Below are 18,738 nucleotides of genomic sequence, written 5' to 3'. Positions count from 1 at the left end.
AATTGCGTCTGAAAAAATACTCGGGGAAAGAGCGAAATCGGTTGCCGGGTTTCGCTCTTTCGCTTATCGGACGGTAATGTCGGGTTCGTCGCCTCGCCCCTGCGAGGCAGAATCATTCGCACTTCGAAAGGAGCCGATCATGGCTCAGCGCATCCATGTCACGCTGGAAGACGACATCGACGGCTCGGACGCGAGCGAGACCATCCAGTTCGCCCTCGACGGTGTGAACTACGAGATCGACCTGTCCGACGAGAACGCCGCCAAGCTGCGTGATTCTCTCGCCACCTGGGTCGGTCACGCTCGTCGGGTCGGCGGTCGTAAGCAGCAGTCGAAGGCGTCCTCCACGCGCGGCGGTGGTCGTTCCGACCTCAATGCCATTCGTGACTGGGGCCGCGCGAACGGCTGGACGGTCAGTGACCGAGGCCGCGTCTCGGCCGACCTCATGAAGGCCTACGACGCCGCCACGAAGAACTGACGTTCGCCACGGCGCGAAGAACTTCCAGAGAGGCCCTGTGCTTTCCGTGTGGAAAGTGCAGGGTCCTTCTGTCGTGTCGGCTCGACGCGCTTGCGTGCTCTTGTCTCGTTGTTTGATTCGTTCAGCGGAGCAGGGCGTCCATCGGGTCGGGCCGGTCGAGTCGTTCGTCGAGCACGTCGTGGAGGTCGAGCTGCCGCAGGGAGCCGGGCTTGGTGCGGGCCGTCTCGATCTCGTCCCACGTTCGCGGCGTGGCGACGAACGGCCGGTTGCGGCCACGCAGCGACCATGGGGTGATGGTCGTCTTGGCCGCGAGGTTCTGCGACCAGTCGATGAACACCTTGCCGGGGCGTAGTGATTTCGTCATCTTCGCGGTGATGAGTTCGGGGCGCATCTCGGTGAGCTTCTCCGCGAGGGTGCGGGCGAACTCGCGAATGTCGTCACTCGAATGGGTGCCGTCGAGGCGTGCGTAGATCTGCATTCCTTTGCTGCCCGAGGTGACAGGAACGCTGGGCCAGCCCAGAGAACCGAGCAGTTCGCGCAGCATGACGGCGACCGCGGCGCATTCGTCGAGCCCCGCGGGAGCGCCCGGGTCGAGGTCGAGAACGATGCGGTCAGGATTTTCGCGTTCGCCATCCCGCCAGCGCCACTGGGGAGTGTGGAATTCGAGGGAGGCGAGGTTCGCGAAATAGCTGAGAGCGGCGACGGAATCGACGAACGGGTAGGTGACCTTGTCGATCTCTTCGCGTTCGATCCAGTGCGGTGCGCCCGATGGGGTGTTCTTCTCGAAGAACTCGAGTTTTCCGACACCATGCGGAAAACGCAGCCGGGTGACTGGCCGGTCTTTCGTCTGCGCGAGAATTCGCGGTGCCACGCTCGCGTAATAGTGCAGTACCTCACCCTTCGTCGTCTCCGTCGCGGGGTACAGGATCTTGTCGAGATTCGTCAGGCGCAGCGTCCGCCCGTCGACCTCGACGACGGTGGGGCTCACCTCGGGGCTCATGCGTCGTCCTCACGTGCGGCGATGTCGAGGCGCAGCCCGGTGTATGCGGGCTGACGCAGCCGCCCGCCGGAGCTGCGCCCCAGGTGGGTGACGTCGACGAGGATCTCGGGGCGCACCCAGTGGGTGCCGACGGCGTCCTCCGCGGCGAGAGCATCGCGCGGCACGGCCGGCTCGGGCGCCGGCGTCAGCCACTCGAGCAGCGCGCGCCCGGCCGCGGCCGAGAATCCGGTGCCGACGCGTCCGCGATAGACGAGCTCGCCGTCGGCCCATTCGCCGACGAGGATCGCGCCCAGCGCGCCGACGGTGCCGTCGACCGGTCGCCAACCGAGGACGACGAACGTCTCGCGGGTGCGGTGGACGCTCTTGAGCCAGTCCTCGCTGCGCACGCCCGGGCGATACGGTGAATCGACGCGCTTGCTGACGACGCCCTCGAGGCCGGCGTCACGGGTCGCGGCGAGCAGCGCGTCGCCGTCGTCATGCGCGGGCGGCACCTGGATCGCGGAGGCCGTGGCGCTCGATCCGTGATCGGCCGAGCCGTCGATCCCCGCGCCGTCGAGCAGTTCACGACGCGCGCTCCACGGCAGGGTGATGACGTCGTGCCCGGCGGCGCGCAGCACGTCGAACGTCATGAGCTGCACAGGAGTTCGTGCGAGGGCCGCGGCTTCGTCGGGGCTGGCGGCGCGCATGCGTGAGCGTCCGCCGCCGGGGGCGAGTCGGTGCATGACGGCGCGGAAGTCGGGCCGCCCGTTCGTCAGGGCGACGAGCTCGCCGTCGAGGACGAGGTCGTCGAAGTCGCGCAGGCGTGAACCGGTGATCTCGGGGAAGCGCGCGGAGCAGTCGGCGCCGGAGCGCGTCGCGATCGTCACCTCACCGCCGCGGACGGTGACGATGGCGCGGATGCCGTCCCACTTCACCTCGTGGCGCCACGCGGGCCCGCACGGCACGTGAGGTGTCGGTGTCGCGAGCATCGGGCGCATAGGCTCACCCTAGATGTGACACCGCACGAGCGAGAAGGGCGCGAAGGGCATGCGAGCGATCTGGAAGGGTGCCGTCAGTTTCGGCCTCGTCAACGTGCCGGTACGCGTGTACTCGGCGACGGAGAATCACGACGTGCAGTTCCGTCAGGTGCACGAGAAGGACGGCGGACGCATCAAGTACCAGCGTGTCTGCTCGATCGACGGCGAGCAGGTCGCCTACAGCGACATCGCGAAGGGGTACGAGACGCCCGAGGGGCAGATGGTCGTGCTGACGGACGCAGACCTTGCCGACCTGCCGCTCGTCACGAGCAAGGAGATCGCCGTCGACCGGTTCGTGCCGGCCGAGCAGATCAGCCCGCTCGTGCTCGACAAGGTCTACTACCTCGAGCCCGACAAGGCGGCACTCAAGCCGTACGCCCTGCTGCGTAGCGCGCTCGAGGAGAGCGGGCGCGTCGCCGTCGTCACGGTGTCGTTGCGCACGCGCGTGACGGTGGCCGTCCTGCGCGTCGAGGGCAAGGCCATCGTCCTGCAGACGTTGCTGTGGCCCGACGAGGTGCGCGAGCCCGACTTCGCCGTCCTCGAGGCGAAGGCGGAGGTGACGGATTCGGAGCAGGCGATGGCGGCGATGCTCGTCGAGTCGTTGTCGGGTGACTTCGACCCCGAGGCGTACGAGGACACCTACGAGCAGGCCGTGCGCGAGGTCGTCGAGGCCAAGCTCGCGGGCGGCGAGGTCAAGGAACCCGAAGACAAGCCGGAGGAGAGCGCCGAGGTCGTCGACCTGCTCGCCGCCCTGCAGGCCAGCGTCGACCGGGCCAAGAAAGCACGCGGCGAAGCAGCGAGCTGACGCGCTCAGCCGCGTTGGGCGCCGTGTGATACTCGGACGATGATGGCGAACCCCGACGCGCCCGACGTCTACGACGCTTCGTTCGAGCAGCAGATCGGGGTGTTCATCGACCAGCACCGTGCCATGATCGCTGCGTCCCTCGACGGGTTGAGCGAGGCCGAGGCCCGACGTCGGCTCGTCCCGTCGACGACGACGCTGCTCGGCCTGGTGAAGCACGCGACGTTCGTCGAACGGGTCTGGTTCGAGGAGGCCCGTACAGGGCGCAGCCGTGCAGAACTCGGCCTGCAGCCCGGGCCCGACGAGTCGTTCGACCTGACGGACGCCGACACGTCGGCGTCTGTGCTCGACGTTTTCGCTCGCGCCTGCGAACGATCGCGACGCGCCGTGGACGGGGTGGGCGGAGACACCATCTGGTCAGGAAACCGGCGCGGCCCGTTGAGCGTTCGCTGGATCCTGCTCCACGTGCTTCGCGAGCATGCCCAGCACTGCGGGCACGCCGACATCCTGCGCGAACAGGTCCTCATGGAACGTAGCCGCTCGAGGTGATCGCCTCGGCGCCCCGGCTGTTGGCGGCGCCGGCCATGTCGATCGGCGCGGAACGCCCCAGCGGGGCAGGTGTCAGCGGATGACGCGGACGACGCGGTTCGTCAGCAGGTCGTGGGCCGCACGTCTGACGAGCGCGTTGGCATCCGGGTGCTCGCCGAGGGTGGCGGTGCAGACGTCGACGAGGTCAGCCAGCGAGCGGGGGCCGTCGAGCAGCGTCAGGTGGATGACGGCGCCGAGACCGTGCAGGTGCGCGGGCGTCGAGCCGATGAGCGTCAGCACCTCGAGCGCGTCCTCGTCGACGAGGGCGTCGACGAAGGGTGCGAGCGTCAGAACGGTGTCGTTGGTCAGGGCCTCGGCGCTGTCCGCAGGGCTCGCGACGGGATCCTCGCGCGTGGCGAAGGCGCGATCATCGTCGCCATCGCCGGCCGTGACGTCGGCATCCAGCGTCGCCGACGCGAGCGGCAGGTAGGGGTCGACGTCGGGCTGCTGCGTCCACCACGTGCCGGGCACGTGACGCCAGAACGGCTCCTGCGGCGCCAGCGTGAACACGTCGCGCAAGAGGGGGAGCGTGTCGGCGATCTCGCGATAACGCAGACGTTGGACGCCGCCGCCGGCGAAGGCTATCCGGGCGAGCAGGTCGAGGCAACCGTCGATCTGCGGCATCGCCGACGACTGCGGCAGGATGAGCGTCAACGCCTCGAACAGCGGCATCTCGCTCAGCTCGGCCTCGCCGGGCTCGTGAGTGCCGGCGCTGTTGTCGTCCTCGGCATCGATACGGTCGGGCGCGGCGCGCGTGGCGTCAGCTTCCGCATCGCCGCCGTTGACGCTCTCGTCAGGGCGGGCGTCGTCACGAATGCGGTCGAGCAGGACGAGCGGCCCGAGCCGCAACGCGCCGTCACGAGGCGGCGCCATGTCGAGGTCGTCGGGGCAGTGCTGCGTCTTGACGCCGGAGACACCCGGGTTGACGAGCACCGACAGCGGCTTGGGGTAGGGCATGACGTCGCGGCGGTCGTTGAAGATGAGCGTCTCGTCGGTGACGTAGCCGTAGCCGTGCGTGCAGTAGTGCTGCGTCGCCGTCGTCTTGCCGGTGCCCGACGCTGCGAACAGGCCGGCAACGACGCCCGTGTCGGGGTCGCAGACTCCACCGGCGTGGAGCATGACAAACTCGCCCGCACGCGCCGAGATGGCGCGGCCGGTGAGCGTCGTCGTCAGCGTGTAGTCGCCGGTGTCTGAGCCGCTGCCGGGGGCGTCATCGATTCGATCGACGGTGATCGTCTTTGCGATGTCGACCGGCTCGACCTCAGCCGTCCCGGCTGCTCGCAAGCCTGCGGCGCTCTCGCTGCCGACCGAACTGCCACCCCGACCCACCCGATGTGGCGCTCTCGGCAAGGGCGCGATCTTGCGCTGTGACGGCGCGTCCGGGCGGCACCAGTGCCACTGACGCGCGACGGCGTCACGACGCTCGGGCTGCACGTTCACCGCGAAGTCGAGGCCGAAGACGCGAAGCTCGAGGGGGCCGTCAGTCACGTGTCCAGCCTATCCGTGACGACCGTCATGGGTGGGGCAGACCCACGAGGGCATGCGCCCCTGCCGACCGGGATCGGGGCGCGAGGTTCCGCCCTGGGCGAACGCAGCAGCCAAACGCGCCCGGAGCGGAACACGGCGGGCACACGCGGCGTTGGCACCTTCGAAGACCGGTGGTGGATGCGGCGTCACGCTGACGTCGTCACCCGCCCCGGCTAGCATCGTGTGAGATCTCGGCATCGAGGAGATGACATGTTCGAACGGTTCACCGACCGCGCCCGTCGGGTCGTGGTGCTCGCGCAAGAAGAAGCGCGCATGCTCAACCACAACTACATCGGCACGGAGCACATCCTCCTGGGCCTCATCCACGAAGGGGAGGGCGTCGCCGCGAAGGCGCTCGAATCCCTGGGTATCTCGCTGGACGCCGTCCGCGAGCAGGTTCAGGAGATCATCGGCCAGGGGCAGCAGACGCAGTCCGGCCACATTCCCTTCACGCCGCGCGCGAAGAAGGTTCTCGAGCTGTCCCTGCGCGAGGGGCTGCAGCTCGGTCACAGCTACATCGGCACCGAGCACATCCTGCTCGGCCTGATCCGCGAGGGTGAGGGCGTCGCCGCGCAGGTGCTCGTCAAGCTCGGCGCAGACCTGTCGACGGTGCGCACCACCGTCATCCAGCTCCTGTCCGGATACCAGGGCAAGGGCGAGCCGCAGGCCGCGGGCGTCGGCGCGTCGTCGTCGGGTGGCCCCGCCGAGGGCACCCCGGCCGGTTCGACGGTGCTCGACCAGTTCGGTCGCAACCTCACGCAGGCTGCCCGTGAGGGCAAGCTCGACCCGGTCATCGGGCGTGAGAAGGAGATCGAGCGCGTCATGCAGGTGCTGTCGCGCCGTACCAAGAACAACCCGGTGCTCATCGGTGAGCCCGGCGTCGGCAAGACGGCCGTCGTCGAGGGTCTTGCCGCTGACATCGTCGCGGGTGACGTGCCCGAGACGCTCAAGGACAAGCACCTCTACACCCTCGACCTGGGCTCGCTCGTCGCCGGTTCGCGCTACCGCGGTGACTTCGAGGAGCGCCTCAAGAAGGTGCTCAAGGAGATCCGCACGCGTGGCGACATCATCCTGTTCATCGACGAGATCCACAGCCTCGTCGGTGCCGGTGCGGCCGAGGGTGCCATCGACGCTGCCTCGATCCTGAAGCCGATGTTGGCTCGTGGCGAGCTGCAGACGATCGGTGCGACGACGCTCGATGAGTACCGCAAGCACATCGAGAAGGACGCGGCGCTCGAGCGCCGGTTCCAGCCGATCCAGGTCAACGAGCCGACGATCCCGCAGGCCATCGAGATCCTCAAGGGTCTGCGCGACCGCTATGAGGCGCACCACCGCGTCACGATCACGGACGCCGCGCTCGTCGGGGCCGTCAACATGGCCGACCGGTACATCACCGACCGCTTCCTGCCGGACAAGGCGATCGACCTCATCGATGAGGCGGGCGCGCGTCTGCGGATCCGTCGCATGACGGCTCCGCCGGAGCTGCGCGAGTTCGACGAGAAGATCGCTCACGTGCGTCGTGAGAAGGAATCGGCCATCGACAGCCAGGACTTCGAGAAGGCCGCTGCCCTGCGTGACGACGAGCGCAAGCTCGTCGAGGAGAAGGAGGCCAAGGAGAAGGAGTGGAAGGCCGGCGACGTCGATCTCGCCGCCGTCCTCGACGAGGAGCTCGTCGCAGAGGTTCTCGCCGCGTCGACCGGTATCCCCGTGTTCAAGCTGACGGAGGAGGAGTCCTCGCGTCTGCTGCGCATGGAGGACGAGCTGCACAAGCGCGTCATCGGCAACGACGACGCCATCAAGGCGCTGTCGCAGGCCATCCGACGCACGCGTGCGGGCCTCAAGGACCCGCGCCGTCCCGGTGGTTCGTTCATCTTCGCCGGCCCGACGGGTGTCGGCAAGACGGAGCTCGCCAAGTCGCTCGCCGAGTTCCTCTTCGGTGACGAGGACGCGCTCATCACGCTCGACATGTCCGAGTACGCGGAGAAGCACACCGTCTCGCGTCTGTTCGGTTCGCCCCCCGGCTACGTCGGCTACGAAGAGGGTGGCCAGCTGACGGAGAAGGTGCGTCGCAAGCCGTTCTCGGTCGTGCTGTTCGACGAGGTGGAGAAGGCTCACGCCGACATCTTCAACTCGCTGCTGCAGATCCTGGAGGACGGCCGCCTGACCGACAGCCAGGGCCGCGTCGTCGACTTCAAGAACACCGTCATCATCATGACGACGAACCTCGGCACGCGCGACATCGCGAAGGGCGTCTCCCTCGGCTTCGCCGCGGGCAACGACCAGCGCAGCAACTACGACCGGATGAAGGCGAAGGTCGGCGAGGAGCTCAAGCAGCACTTCCGTCCCGAGTTCCTCAACCGTGTCGACGACACGATCGTGTTCCCGCAGCTGTCGCAGGCCGAGATCGTCGAGATCGTCGACCTCATGGTCGCGAAGCTCGACGAGCGCCTCAAGGATCAGGACATGGCGATCGAGCTCACGCAGGGCGCGAAGGATCTGCTCGCAAAGCGCGGGTACGACCCGGCTCTCGGTGCACGTCCGCTGCGTCGCACGATCCAGCGCGAGATCGAGGACCAGCTGTCCGAGAAGATCCTCTTCGGCGAGATCTCGAAGGGCGACCTCGTGCTCGTCGACGTCGAGGGCGAAGGCAAGGAGGCGACGTTCACGTTCTCCGGCACGCCGATCTCGCTGTCGAAGCACACGCGGGCGTCTGACAAGGTCGACACCGACATGAAGGGCGCGACGCCGAGCAGTGACGACCTGTCGGGTCCGATCGACTTCGGTGGCGCCGTCGGCGGTGGTCCCGGTGGCGGCGAAGGCGCTGCCGCGGTCTGATCGACGTTCCGACCGTGTCTGATGCGCGGTGACCTGTGCGGTGCGGCCCGCCTCCCTGGGGGGAGGCGGGCCGCACCGTCGTGTTCTCGTCGGGTGGGCTTGACGGGGTTCGTCAGCTGGGACGCGCGGCTGCGGCCCCGAAGCGAGTGCCTAGGGTGGAGTGCATGAGTTCCGTCGTGCTTCGCCGTGCCCGCGCCGCCGATGTGCGAGGCATCCGACGGCTCGTGACGCCGTACGTGGAGTCGAAGGCGATCGTCGACAAACCGGCCGTCAGCTACTACGAGAACCTGAGCGAGTTCATCGTCGCCGAGCTCGACGACGACATCGTCGGATGCGGTGCGCTGCACGTCATGTGGGAGGACGTCGCGGAGGTGCGAACGCTCGCCGTGTCCGGCGACGTCCGCGGCCACGGCGTCGGAGGGCGCCTGCTCGACGCCCTCATCCACCAGGCGCGTATCATCGGCGTCGACCGCGTGTTCTGCCTGACGTTCGAGACCGCCTTCTTCGCGCGCCACGGGTTCGTCGAGATCGAAGGCATCCCGATCGAGCGAACCGTCTACGACGAACTGCTGCAGTCGTACGACGAAGGTGTCGCCGAATTCCTCGACCTCGACCGCGTCAAGCCCAACACCCTCGGCAACACGCGCATGCTGCTGACGCTCTGACGCTCGGAAGAGCGCGGTTGAGCAAAACGTTTGTTGTCCATTCGTCAGCCGATGCAGAGGTGCATGCATGGGTTCGACGACTACTGTGAGCCGGTTGGCCGTTCTTGGACGAGTGGCCGCGCCTCATTGACCACCCATCAGGGAAGGGCCATCGCACATGGTTCACCTTCTTGCAGCGGACGCGACCGGGCCGATCTCCCACGCGTCGTCCGGGCAACTCACCCTCGCGGCGCTCGCCGGCATCGCCGTCGTCGTCCTCGCGATCAGCGCGTTCAAGCTCCACCCGTTCCTCGGCCTCATCCTCGGCAGCGCGGCGCTCGCCGCCGTCGCCCAGGTGCCAGGCAAGCCCGCCGTCGACAGCTTCACGACCGGTTTCGGCAAGACCGCCGGCTCCGTCGGTCTGCTCGTCGCCCTCGGTGCGATGATCGGTCAGCTGCTCGCCGACTCCGGCGGCGGCAACGCGATCGTCGACAAGCTCGTCGGCGGCGTCAAGGCCGCCGCACTGCCGTGGATGATGGCGCTCGTCGCCGCGATCATCGGCCTGCCGATGTTCTTCGAGATCGGCGTCGTCCTGCTCATCCCGATCGTCCTGTCGGTCGCGCGCCGCACGAAGCAGCCGGTGCTGCTCATCGGCATCCCGGCCCTCGCCGGCCTGTCGGTGCTCCACGGTTTCGTGCCGCCGCACCCCGGCCCCGTCGCCGCGATCGAGGCCGTCCACGCCAACACCGGCCGCACCCTGCTGTTCGGCATCATCGCCGCCATCCCGACGCTCATCGTCGCCGGCCCGCTGCTCGGGCGCCTCGTCGCGCGTCTCGTGCCCGTCGATGCTCCTGCGGCGCTCGCTGCCGACGGCTCGGTCCGCGACGCGGGTTCGGGCGCGCATGGCGGTGGCGAGCACGACGGCGCCACCGCCGTCGACGCGAAGAACGACACGACGCCCACGCGTCGCCCGTCGTTCGGTGCAGCGATCACGTGCATCCTGCTGCCCGTCGTCCTCATGCTCATCTCGGCCATCGCCGAGATCGCCGGCATGAAGAAGGGCACGGCGCTGTCCGTCATCGAGTTCCTCGGCAACCCGCCGGTCGCGCTGTTCATCTCGACCATGGTCGCGATGATCCTGCTCGGCGAGGGCGCCGGCCTGTCGATCGCGAAGACGAACGGCATCATGAGCGCGGGCCTGCCCGCCGTCGCCGGCATCATCCTCATCGTCGCCGCCGGCGGTGGCTTCAAGACGCTCCTCGTCGACGCGGGCGTCGGCAACGTCATCAAGGACTGGGCAGACGGCAGCAACTTCTCTCCGCTGCTGCTCGCGTGGCTCGTCGCCGTCGGTATCCGTCTCACGACGGGTTCGGCGACGGTCGCGACGATCACCGCCGCCGGCATCGTCGCGCCCCTGGTCGCCCACCTCGACGCCAACCAGCTCTCCCTCGTCGTGCTCGCGATCGGCGCCGGCTCGCTGTTCTTCAGCCACGTCAACGACGCCGGGTTCTGGCTCGTCAAGGAGTACTTCGGCCTCAGCGTCGTGCAGACCCTCAAGTCGTGGTCGCTCATGGAGACGGTCATCTCCGTCGTCGGCTTCGCCTGCGTCTGGATCCTGCACCTCATCGTCTGAGACGCAGGGCGCTCGCACTCACCGAACCCCCTTGCGCGCAGATGCACCCGGGTGCATCTGCGCGCAAGGGGGTTCGTCGTCCAGGGGCACCGATGTCCACGAACGGGCCGGTGGCCAGAGCCAGTTCTCGGGTGAAGAATCGAACGTTAGGGTGAAAGGCATGAGCACACAACCGCAGCCCCAGTTCGTCATCGTCATGGGCGTCTCGGGCTCGGGCAAGACGACCGTCGCGACGGGTCTGGCCGACGCCATGGGGTGGACGTACGTCGAGGGCGACGACCTGCACCCGCAGGCCAACGTCGAGAAGATGCGCGCCGGCATCCCGCTGACGGACGAGGACCGCTGGCCGTGGCTGACGAAGATCGGCGAGTGGATCGACGAGCACGAGAGCCTCGGCAAGAGCGCCGTCATCACATGCAGTGCGCTCAAGCGCAGCTACCGTGAGCTGCTCCGCGAGGGGCGCCCGACGGTGTCGTTCTGCCACGTCGACGTCTCGCGCGAGCAGCTCGAACAGCGTCTCGCCGAGCGCAAGGGTCACTACATGCCGGCGTCCCTGCTGCAGAGCCAGCTCGACACGCTCGAGCCGCTGCAGGCTGACGAGCCGGGCACCACCGTCGAGGCGAAGGGCGGGCAGGAAGCGGTTCTCGCCGAGGTGATGGAATCGCTCCACCTCCACGCGCCGGCCAACCCCGAGGCTGCGTACGTCAAGCCGACCGACGCCGGGCCACACGCCGATCACGCAAGCTGACGCTTCACTGACCGACCGAGGATGTTGCCCGGGTTCCGGGGCGCCCGCGCCCCGAAACCCGGGCAACATCGTCGTCTGAGGGGGTGGCTCAGCGGCGGCCGGGCAGCGCGAACAGCTCGTCGTCGAGGGGGTCGACGAGACCGTCCTCGATGAGCGATGAGAGGCAGCGCTCGCGCTGGGCGTCGTCGTCCCAGGCCTCGTCGAGGCGGGCGCGTTCGACGGGGCCGTGCGCCTCGCGCAGCACCGCGAGCAGCTTGCCGCGCACCATCCGATCGGTGCCGGCCCAGGCCTGCCCACGCCGGGCGGGGCCGTCGTAGACGGGCGCGCCCGCGAGCTGCCAGGCGCAGGCGTCGATGATCGGGCAGGTGCCGCAGGCGGGGGCCTTCGCGGTGCACACGACCGCTCCGAACTCCATCGACGCGGCGTTCCACAGCACGTGATCGTCCTGCGGCAGCAGCAGCGCGGCGAGTCGGCGTTCTGCGGCGCTCAGGTTGGGTCGGGGGAACTCGATGCCGGTCACCGTACGCGCCTCGACGCGTCGGATGTTCGTGTCGATGACGGTGACGCGCTCACCGAACGCGAACGACGCGACGGCCGCTGCCGTGTACTCGCCGACGCCGGGCAGCGCGAGCAGGTCGTCGTGCGTCGACGGCACCTCGCCGCCGTGCCGTTCGACCATCGTGACGGCGGCGTCGTGCAGCCGCAGGGCACGACGCGGGTAGCCGAGGCGGCCCCAGTGGCGGACGGCCTCGCCTGGCGCGGCGGCCGCCAGGTCCGACGGGGTGGGCCAGCGCTCGAGCCATTCCTGCCAGATCGGAGCCACGCGCGCGACGGGCGTCTGCTGGCTCATGACCTCGGACAGGAAGATGCCCCACGGTGTCGTGTCGGGGGAGCGCCATGGCAGCGGGCGCGCGGCATCGAGGAACCAGGCGTTGAGACGTGCGACGAGGTCGTCGCGCTGTGCCTCCGGAAGCAGCGTGCTCACACGTAGCGTTCGAGGATGCTGCTCTCGGCGAGGCGCGAGAGCCCTTCGCGCACGGCGCGGGCGCGCGATTCGCCGACGCCGTCGACGGTGAGCAGGTCGTCGAAGTCCGCGGCGAGCAGGGCCTGCAGGCTGCCGAAATGGTCGACGAGTCGGTCGATGATTGCGCCGGGCAGGCGCGGCACCTTCGACAGCAACCGGTAGCCGCGCGGAGTGACGAGGGCGTCGAGCGCGTCACCCGCGACGGCGAAGCCGACCGCGCGCGCGTTGGCGCTGATGTCGATGAGGTCGTCGTTGCTCAGCGAGGCGAGGTTCGCGTCGGCCTGTTCGAGCGTGTAGCCGTCGCGTGAGGATTCCAGGTAGTCACGGATGAGGAGTTCACGGTCGTTGCCGAGGGCGCCGATGAGTTCCTGCAGCTGCAGGTCGATGAGGCGTCCGTCGGTGCCGAGTTCGACGACGTAGGAGGAGATCTCCTCGCTGATGCGCCGCACCATCTCGAGGCGCTGCAGCACCTGGGCGACGTCACGCACCGTCACCAAGTCTTCGATCTCGAGAGCGGAGAGGGAGCCAGTGACCTCGTCGAGGCGCTTCTTGTACCGCTCGAGCGTCTGCAGCGCCTGCCCGGCGCGCGACAGGATCGCGGGCGAGCCCTCGAGCACGTGACGCATGCCGCCGACGTACACGGCGATGATCTGCATCGACTGGCTGACGGAGATGACGGGGAAACCGGTCTGCTTCGCGACACGTTCGGCCGTGCGGTGACGGGTGCCGGACTCGCGCGTCTCGATGCTCGAATCGGGGACGAACTGGATCGCCGCACCGATGATCTTCTCCAGGCCGGAGCTGACGACGATGCCGCCGTCCATCTTCGCGAGTTCGCGCAGGCGCGTCGCGGAGAAGTCGATGTTGATCGGGAAGCCGCCCGTCGAGATCTTGTCGACGACGTCGTCGTGCCCGACGACGATGAGCGCTCCGGTGCGCCCGCGCAGGATGCGTTCGAGAGCGTCGCGCAGTTCGGTGCCGGGAGCGATGGCGGCGAGGGTCTCCCAGAGCAGGGCCTCGTTGGATCGCTCAGTCACACTTGCCTCTTTTGCCATGACCCACCTGCTCGTCTCGTTCCTCACCCACCGTGAACTCTACTGACTGCGGGTGCGGGCGAGCACGCGCCGACATCACATCGTGACGTGGCGGCGCGCACCCACCCGCTCAGGCGTCGCGATGTCTGCTGATCAGACCGTCCAGAGCCCATAGGACTCACCGAGGTTGCGGATCTTCTGCGCTCGTGCCAGGCGCGGCGCGTAGCTGCCGTCGCGTGTACCGCCGCCGTGCTCGTGCGAGTCGAGCAGTTCGGCGGCCCACTCGATCTCAGAGTGGCTGGGGGACAGGCCACGGTTGATCGGGTCGGTCTGGTCGATGCGCAGCGTCAGCTTGCCCGTCATGCCCATGTTCTGGGTGACCTTGCACGCCTCGAGCAGCTCGTCCTCGGAGTCGGTGAGGGTCGGGCCGTCGATCGGGCCGGGCAGCTGGCCGACGCGGGAGGCGACGACGAGCTTGGAGCGCGCATAAGCGAGCGCCATCGGGTCGGCGCCCGCGCCGGTGTCGCGGCGGAAGTCGCCGACACCGAACGCGAGGCGGAAGGTGCCCGGGGCGGACGCGATCGACGTTGCGTTCTCGATGCCGAGGGCCGACTCGACGAGCGCGAGGACGGGGGTTCCCGGGTTGAGGCGCATCGCCGTCAGCGTGACGTGCTCGGGCTTCTCCGTCTTCGCCAGCATGACGCCGCGCAGGCCGGGGATGCCGTGGAGGGCGTTGAGGTCGTCCTCCCAGAACTCGGTGTTGATGTCGTTGATGCGCACCCAACCGGTCGCGCCGTCCTCGAGGGCCTTGACGACGTTGTCGCGCGCCGTGGACTTGTCGGCGGCAGGCGCGGCATCCTCGATGTCGAAGATGACGGAATCGGCCTCGGAGGCGAGGGCCGCGTCGAAGAGTTCAGGCTTCATGGCGCTCGCGAGCAGCCAGCTACGGGACAGCTGCGCGGGCAGAGCGGCAGCGCGGGCGTTACGTCCGGAAAACACGTCTGGTTCATCCTCAGGTCGTCGTCGTACTCGGCGCAGCCATGCGGCGCGCTCGATGCCTCTGGCACCTTAGTGCCGGGTTTGGGTTACTTCGCAGTACCGATCGCGGCCTGTGATGGTGGCCACACGTGGTGAGGGGTTGTCTTCCAGGTTAGGGAAACCGTGGCCGGGGTGGGTGGATGGATCACGTCGTGGTCGGTGGGGGTGCTGATGGTCGCCTGGGATGTCTCGGGCGTGGTGGCGGGTGTGCTGATGGTCGCCTGGGATGTCTCGGGCGTGGTGGCGGGGCGGCTGCGTCACGTGGGTGAGGATGAGTCAGTCGTGAGTGACTCGTCGGGACGTAAGTGACTCAACTGGCCGGTGGGAATCCGGGCCCCGGGGCATCGCTGACCGGGCCGCTCAATCACCTGATGCCGTTCCGACGGCACGCATCGCCGAGCCGAGGTCGGCGCACTCGGCGATGCGCATGCCCGGGGGGGCCTTCTCGGTGCCGAGCGACCCGGCAGGAATGATGGCCTTGTCGAACCCGATGCGCGCCGCCTCGGTGAGACGTCGCGCCACACCGCTGACGGCGCGGATGTCTCCCGAAAGTCCCACCTCGCCGACGGCGATGAGCCCCGCCGGAAGCGGTTTCTCCTGCGCCGAACTGAGCAGGGACAACGCGACGGCGAGGTCGGACGCCGGTTCGCTCAGCTTCGCGCCCCCGACCGTCGAGACGTAGCAGTCGGCACGGCTGACGGGGGCACCCGCGCGGCGTTCGAGGACGGCGAGGATCATGGCGGTCCTCGAGGAGTCGACCCCTGACGTCGTGCGGCGCGGCGAACCACCTGCCGACGGCGCGACGAGCGCCTGTACCTCCGTCACGAGTGGTCGGCGACCCTCGAGCGTCACCGTGACGCACGTACCCGCGACGGGCTTGTCGCGCGAGGTGAGGAACAGTGAGCTCGGGTCCGACAGACCCTGGATGCCGCCGTCGGACAGGTCGAAGCAACCGACCTCGTCGGTCGGCCCGTAGCGGTTCTTGACCGCGCGTACGAGCCGCAGACGCGAGTGACGTTCGCCCTCGAAGGTGATGACGACGTCGACGAGGTGCTCCAACAGACGGGGGCCGGCGATCGAACCGTCCTTCGTCACGTGCCCGACGAGCACCGTCGAGATGTTGCGGGCTTTCGCCACCTGGATGATGGCGGCCGCGACCTCGCGCACCTGCGAGACGTTGCCGGCCGAACCGTCGACCTCGGCGCTCGCGATCGTCTGCACGGAGTCGATGACGAGGAACGTCGGTTGGACCGCATCGATGTGCGCGAGCACGGTGGCGAGGTCGGTCTCGCTCGCGAGGTAGAGCGTGTCGGCGACGGCGTCCGTGCGGTCGGCGCGCAGACGCACCTGCGCCGCGGATTCCTCGCCGCTGACGTAGAGCACCTTCGTGTCAGCGCGTGCCGCGCGCGCGGCGACGTCGAGCAGCAGCGTCGACTTGCCGATGCCCGGCTCTCCCGCGACGAGCATGACGGCGCCCGGTACGAGGCCACCACCGAGGACGCGGTCGAACTCGCCGACCCCCGTCGTCGTGATGGAGGCTTTCGTCGCGTCGACCTCGCGGATCGGCTTCGCCGGGTTGGCGACCTTCGACGCCGCCTGCGTGCGCACGGCGACGGGCCCGCCGACCTCCTCGACGGTGCCCCACGCCTGACACTCACCACATCGCCCGACCCACTTGACCGTCTGCCACCCACACTCGGTGCAGCGGTACGTCGTTCGCTTCGAAGCCTTGCTCGCCATGGTCGAAACCCTAGACGTGAGCGCCGACAACCCCGGGATAGCGGGTAATCGTGCGCTCAGCCGCCCTCGGGAGCGTCCTTCGCCCCCTCAGCCACGGCCGTCGCGATGTTGTGTCATCAACGCGTGAAAACGGCGCGCGCTCATGACGCAAGATCGGCGAAAATCGAGGGATGACGGCACCCGGCCAGGTCAGCACTCGGTGTCGCGGGTCAGGCGGCGCGCCATCTCGTCGGTAGCCGCACCCCACCCTGTCGGATCGTCGCCGGCCGGAACCATGAGCAGCGACCACCACAGCGTCAGAAGGGGCCACCATCTCGACTCGTCCTCCGACAGTGCTCTGACGTCCTCATAGCCATCCTTGAAGGCTCGATGCACAGCGGGAGAGACCGGTTCCCAGCCGTGAAAGAGCGTGCCGAGCATGACGGCGGATCGCGCGAGTTCACCGACGGGGGAGTCGAAGCGCAACTCTTCGAAGTCGAGCACGGCCGTGATCTCACCGTCCCGCGTCAGGATGTTTGCCGACCGGTAGTCGCCGTGGACGAGATGTGCGGGCGGCTGGGCATCCGACACGTTCGCCAGCATGCGCACGAGAAGTCTCACCGCGTCAGCCGGCAGATGCTGCAGATCACCTGCAGCCCAGGCCTCGATGGATTCCTTCGACGAGAGGGCGGGCGTTCGTGGCCGCGGGAAATCAGCGGCGTCGTGGTAAGCGGCAAGGTCGGCGTGGAGTCGAGCCAGTGTGGCGCCTGCCTCACGGACGAGCTGCAGATCCCCGACGTCGAGGTGCTGGCCGGGCGCGACCCGCTGCACGCTGAGTGAGATGCCGTCGAGCTCGAGCTGAGTGCGGCCGTCCAGTGCGGCGACAGGTGCGGAGACAGGGTGCCCGCGATCGCCGAGCCATGTCGTCAGCCGCGCCGTGGCGGCCAGCCGCGCGAAGCGATCCGGCACCACGGACCACTTTGCGATGAACGGTTCGCCATCGCACGTGACCCACGCGAGAGCGTTGCCGTCACTGAGGATGATGCGGTCGCAGGCGTCAGGTGCCAGCGAGTACCGAGAAGAAAGCGCGCCCGCGACCCAGTTTGCCGCGGCACCTGCGGAGTCGAAGCCGAACCGTTCCGCGAGAACGACAGGCGGGTCGGCATCTTCCCAGAGCATCTCCACGGCCGGTTCAAGAGTCACCCCGGCAGTGCACCATGCCGCAGCTCGTCACGACGCCAGTTTGCTCACGACGTACTGGTTGAGGCTGACATTCTGTTGGGCCGGCTCCCGCGCCAGTCGACGGTGAAGCTCCTGCGGCAGTCAGACGTTGAACTTTCCCGAGTACGTCCGCCGCGAAAAAGGCAGCGGCGGTTCTTCACCCGACGCGCGCATGTCGGTCAGGACGTCGTCCACCAAGGTGGCGATGCCGGTGAGCGCAGCCGTCTGGGAGTCGGCCGGCCATGAGAGCGAGGGGAACTCGGCGCAGGTGGCGACGAACGCGCCATCAACCGATGACCAGACCACGCGGTAGTCGTACTCGGCGGCAGAGGGGGCGGTGGCGTTCACGGCACAGTGCTCCTCTGGGGCTTGACGGCGGCGTCGAGGGCTCGCTTCGCCCGTCGCCGCATCCCAATGTTTCCACGGTCACGGTATTGAACGCCAAGGGGTGTGAGCGGGCCATGCCTGCCGCCCCACCGAGCAGGGCATCCTCATGCACGACAGTGCGTCAGCGGCCCTGGGCCTCCAGCGTCGCGGGATGCACGTACAACGGCAGCAGGTCGCGTCCGGCAGGGGTGACGGCCAGCGCGGCAGCCGCTGCGAGGTGCGCCTCGCAGTACGTGACGAGCACGTCGTAGGCGGCCTGGCCCATGAGCTCGACCAATTCGGGTCGCTGCGAGACGTAGACCGGCTCGGCTCCCACGTGCGCCTCGGAGTTGCCCGAGCAGTACCAGTCGAGGTCGTGGCCGCCCGAACCCCATCCGCGACGGTCGTACTCGGCGATCGTCGTCTCGAGATACTCCTCACCGTCGGGCAGCGTCACGCGACGATACGAACGTCGGATCGGCAACTGCCAGCACACCTCGGGCTTGAGCGACCACGGCTCGACGCCCGTCGCCCACGCCTTCTGATGCAGCGCGCAACCCAGGCCGGGGCCGGCCGTCCTCACGTCGTCCGAACCCTCCACCGACGAGGTGACGTCACCGAATCCCGGCCGGTTCAAGAAGATGCAGGCACCCTCGACGACGCGCGTCTTGCGGTCGCCGTCCTCGTCGACCTCGACCCAGCCGTCAGCCGAGTGGCCCTCGTCGTAGAACTGCCATTCGTCGCGCGTCAACGTCTTCATGACCGACGCGGTGTGCGCCTCGTCCTCGTCGCCGGTGAAGTGCGCGCCGAGCACGCAGCATCCCAGGTCGGGCTTCGACGCATCGATGCCGCAGCATTCGTCGCCGAACGTGCACGTCCAGTTCGACGTCAACCACGTGAGGTCGCAGCGGTAGCGCTCGACGGCGTCCGCCTCGCTCGCCGGGTCGTCGAACTCGACCCAGGTGCGCGGTATCTCGAGATCGCATTCAGCCACGCCCGCGATGATAGGTGCTCGCCGCCCGGCGCGGGTATCGTCGAGGTTCCGCCGCAGACACCCGCGACGCCGAC

19 protein-coding genes are annotated in these 18,738 nt (G+C 68.4%); 8 read left to right on the top strand and 11 right to left on the bottom strand.

Annotated features, from left to right (window positions below; genetic code table 11):
* Positions 1–139: 139 nt before the first annotated feature.
* On the top strand, positions 140–475 hold the full coding sequence (locus EDC82_RS12175; protein ID WP_006943971.1) for an Lsr2 family protein: 336 nt from the start codon (positions 140–142) through the stop codon (positions 473–475).
* A gap of 121 nt (positions 476–596) precedes the next feature.
* Here the strand turns inward: EDC82_RS12175 and ligD (EDC82_RS12170) are convergent, their stop codons facing one another.
* Positions 597–1,475 carry a non-homologous end-joining DNA ligase gene (ligD, locus tag EDC82_RS12170; protein WP_131941687.1) on the bottom strand — a complete coding sequence of 293 codons (879 nt, stop codon included), beginning with the start codon at positions 1,473–1,475 and terminating at the stop codon, positions 597–599.
* Positions 1,472–2,452 (bottom strand): non-homologous end-joining DNA ligase, encoded by a 981-nt coding sequence (gene ligD / locus EDC82_RS12165; protein ID WP_131941685.1) that lies wholly within the window; start codon positions 2,450–2,452, stop codon positions 1,472–1,474. The genes ligD (EDC82_RS12170) and ligD (EDC82_RS12165) overlap by 4 nt, the downstream gene beginning before the upstream one ends.
* A gap of 49 nt (positions 2,453–2,501) precedes the next feature.
* Here ligD (EDC82_RS12165) and EDC82_RS12160 point away from each other — a divergent pair, with 49 nt between their 5' ends.
* Both EDC82_RS12160 and EDC82_RS12155 read left to right on the top strand, forming a co-directional pair.
* Positions 2,502–3,296: a Ku protein gene (locus EDC82_RS12160; protein ID WP_006944046.1), complete on the top strand. Its 795-nt coding sequence runs from the start codon at positions 2,502–2,504 to the stop codon at positions 3,294–3,296.
* Between the two features lie 39 nt (positions 3,297–3,335).
* A complete protein-coding gene (locus EDC82_RS12155) occupies positions 3,336–3,842 on the top strand; it encodes a DinB family protein (protein WP_082740416.1) in 507 nt (168 codons plus the stop codon).
* Positions 3,843–3,914: 72 nt separating this feature from the next.
* Here EDC82_RS12155 and EDC82_RS12150 read toward each other — a convergent pair whose 3' ends face one another.
* Positions 3,915–5,369: a hypothetical protein gene (locus EDC82_RS12150; protein ID WP_131941683.1), complete on the bottom strand. Its 1,455-nt coding sequence runs from the start codon at positions 5,367–5,369 to the stop codon at positions 3,915–3,917.
* Between the two features lie 249 nt (positions 5,370–5,618).
* On the opposite strand from EDC82_RS12150, the gene EDC82_RS12145 reads away from it, so the two are divergent.
* From EDC82_RS12145 to EDC82_RS12130, 4 genes are all read left to right on the top strand, one after another.
* Positions 5,619–8,243, top strand: coding sequence for an ATP-dependent Clp protease ATP-binding subunit (locus EDC82_RS12145; RefSeq protein WP_131941681.1), 2,625 nt, complete (start codon positions 5,619–5,621; stop codon positions 8,241–8,243).
* Between the two features lie 164 nt (positions 8,244–8,407).
* Entirely contained in the window at positions 8,408–8,908 is a 501-nt protein-coding gene (locus tag EDC82_RS12140; RefSeq protein ID WP_038569464.1) for an amino-acid N-acetyltransferase, read from the top strand.
* A 157-nt stretch (positions 8,909–9,065) separates the two neighbouring features.
* Entirely contained in the window at positions 9,066–10,520 is a 1,455-nt protein-coding gene (locus tag EDC82_RS12135; protein ID WP_115296963.1) for a GntP family permease, read from the top strand.
* 160 nt (positions 10,521–10,680) lie between these two features.
* Complete coding sequence (locus EDC82_RS12130) at positions 10,681–11,268, top strand: gluconokinase (RefSeq protein WP_131941679.1); 588 nt, start codon at positions 10,681–10,683, stop codon at positions 11,266–11,268.
* 88 nt (positions 11,269–11,356) lie between these two features.
* Here the strand turns inward: EDC82_RS12130 and EDC82_RS12125 are convergent, their stop codons facing one another.
* The 3 genes from EDC82_RS12125 to EDC82_RS12115 form a co-directional block, all read right to left on the bottom strand.
* Positions 11,357–12,253: an A/G-specific adenine glycosylase gene (locus EDC82_RS12125; RefSeq protein WP_131941677.1), complete on the bottom strand. Its 897-nt coding sequence runs from the start codon at positions 12,251–12,253 to the stop codon at positions 11,357–11,359.
* A complete protein-coding gene (disA, locus tag EDC82_RS12120) occupies positions 12,250–13,347 on the bottom strand; it encodes a DNA integrity scanning diadenylate cyclase DisA (protein ID WP_186318523.1) in 1,098 nt (365 codons plus the stop codon). The genes EDC82_RS12125 and disA overlap by 4 nt, the downstream gene beginning before the upstream one ends.
* Before the next feature lie 132 nt (positions 13,348–13,479).
* Positions 13,480–14,325: a CoA ester lyase gene (locus tag EDC82_RS12115; protein ID WP_131941673.1), complete on the bottom strand. Its 846-nt coding sequence runs from the start codon at positions 14,323–14,325 to the stop codon at positions 13,480–13,482.
* A 171-nt stretch (positions 14,326–14,496) separates the two neighbouring features.
* Between EDC82_RS12115 and EDC82_RS14605 the strand changes: the two genes are divergently transcribed.
* Positions 14,497–14,673, top strand: coding sequence for a hypothetical protein (locus EDC82_RS14605; protein WP_160126246.1), 177 nt, complete (start codon positions 14,497–14,499; stop codon positions 14,671–14,673).
* 51 nt (positions 14,674–14,724) lie between these two features.
* On the opposite strand, the gene radA is transcribed toward EDC82_RS14605, so the two are convergent.
* From radA to EDC82_RS12095, 5 genes are all read right to left on the bottom strand, one after another.
* Complete coding sequence (radA, locus tag EDC82_RS12110; protein ID WP_131941671.1) at positions 14,725–16,104, bottom strand: DNA repair protein RadA; 1,380 nt, start codon at positions 16,102–16,104, stop codon at positions 14,725–14,727.
* A gap of 189 nt (positions 16,105–16,293) precedes the next feature.
* Positions 16,294–17,286: a phosphotransferase enzyme family protein gene (locus EDC82_RS12105; protein WP_006943978.1), complete on the bottom strand. Its 993-nt coding sequence runs from the start codon at positions 17,284–17,286 to the stop codon at positions 16,294–16,296.
* A gap of 27 nt (positions 17,287–17,313) precedes the next feature.
* A complete protein-coding gene (locus tag EDC82_RS15025) occupies positions 17,314–17,406 on the bottom strand; it encodes a toxin-antitoxin system HicB family antitoxin (protein WP_255569631.1) in 93 nt (30 codons plus the stop codon).
* The gene (locus EDC82_RS12100) at positions 17,407–17,652 is read right to left on the bottom strand and encodes a hypothetical protein (RefSeq protein ID WP_006943984.1); all 246 of its coding nucleotides are present in this window, start codon (positions 17,650–17,652) and stop codon (positions 17,407–17,409) included.
* A gap of 160 nt (positions 17,653–17,812) precedes the next feature.
* Positions 17,813–18,664 carry a hypothetical protein gene (locus tag EDC82_RS12095; protein WP_006944013.1) on the bottom strand — a complete coding sequence of 284 codons (852 nt, stop codon included), beginning with the start codon at positions 18,662–18,664 and terminating at the stop codon, positions 17,813–17,815.
* Between the last annotated feature and the right edge of the window lie 74 nt (positions 18,665–18,738).

The organism is Dermacoccus sp. SAI-028 (genome assembly GCF_004346775.1).
Lineage (GTDB): Bacteria > Actinomycetota > Actinomycetes > Actinomycetales > Dermatophilaceae > Dermacoccus > Dermacoccus nishinomiyaensis.
The sequence above is the reverse complement of the archived record's forward strand: the minus strand, read 5'-3'. Positions and strand labels throughout refer to the sequence as shown.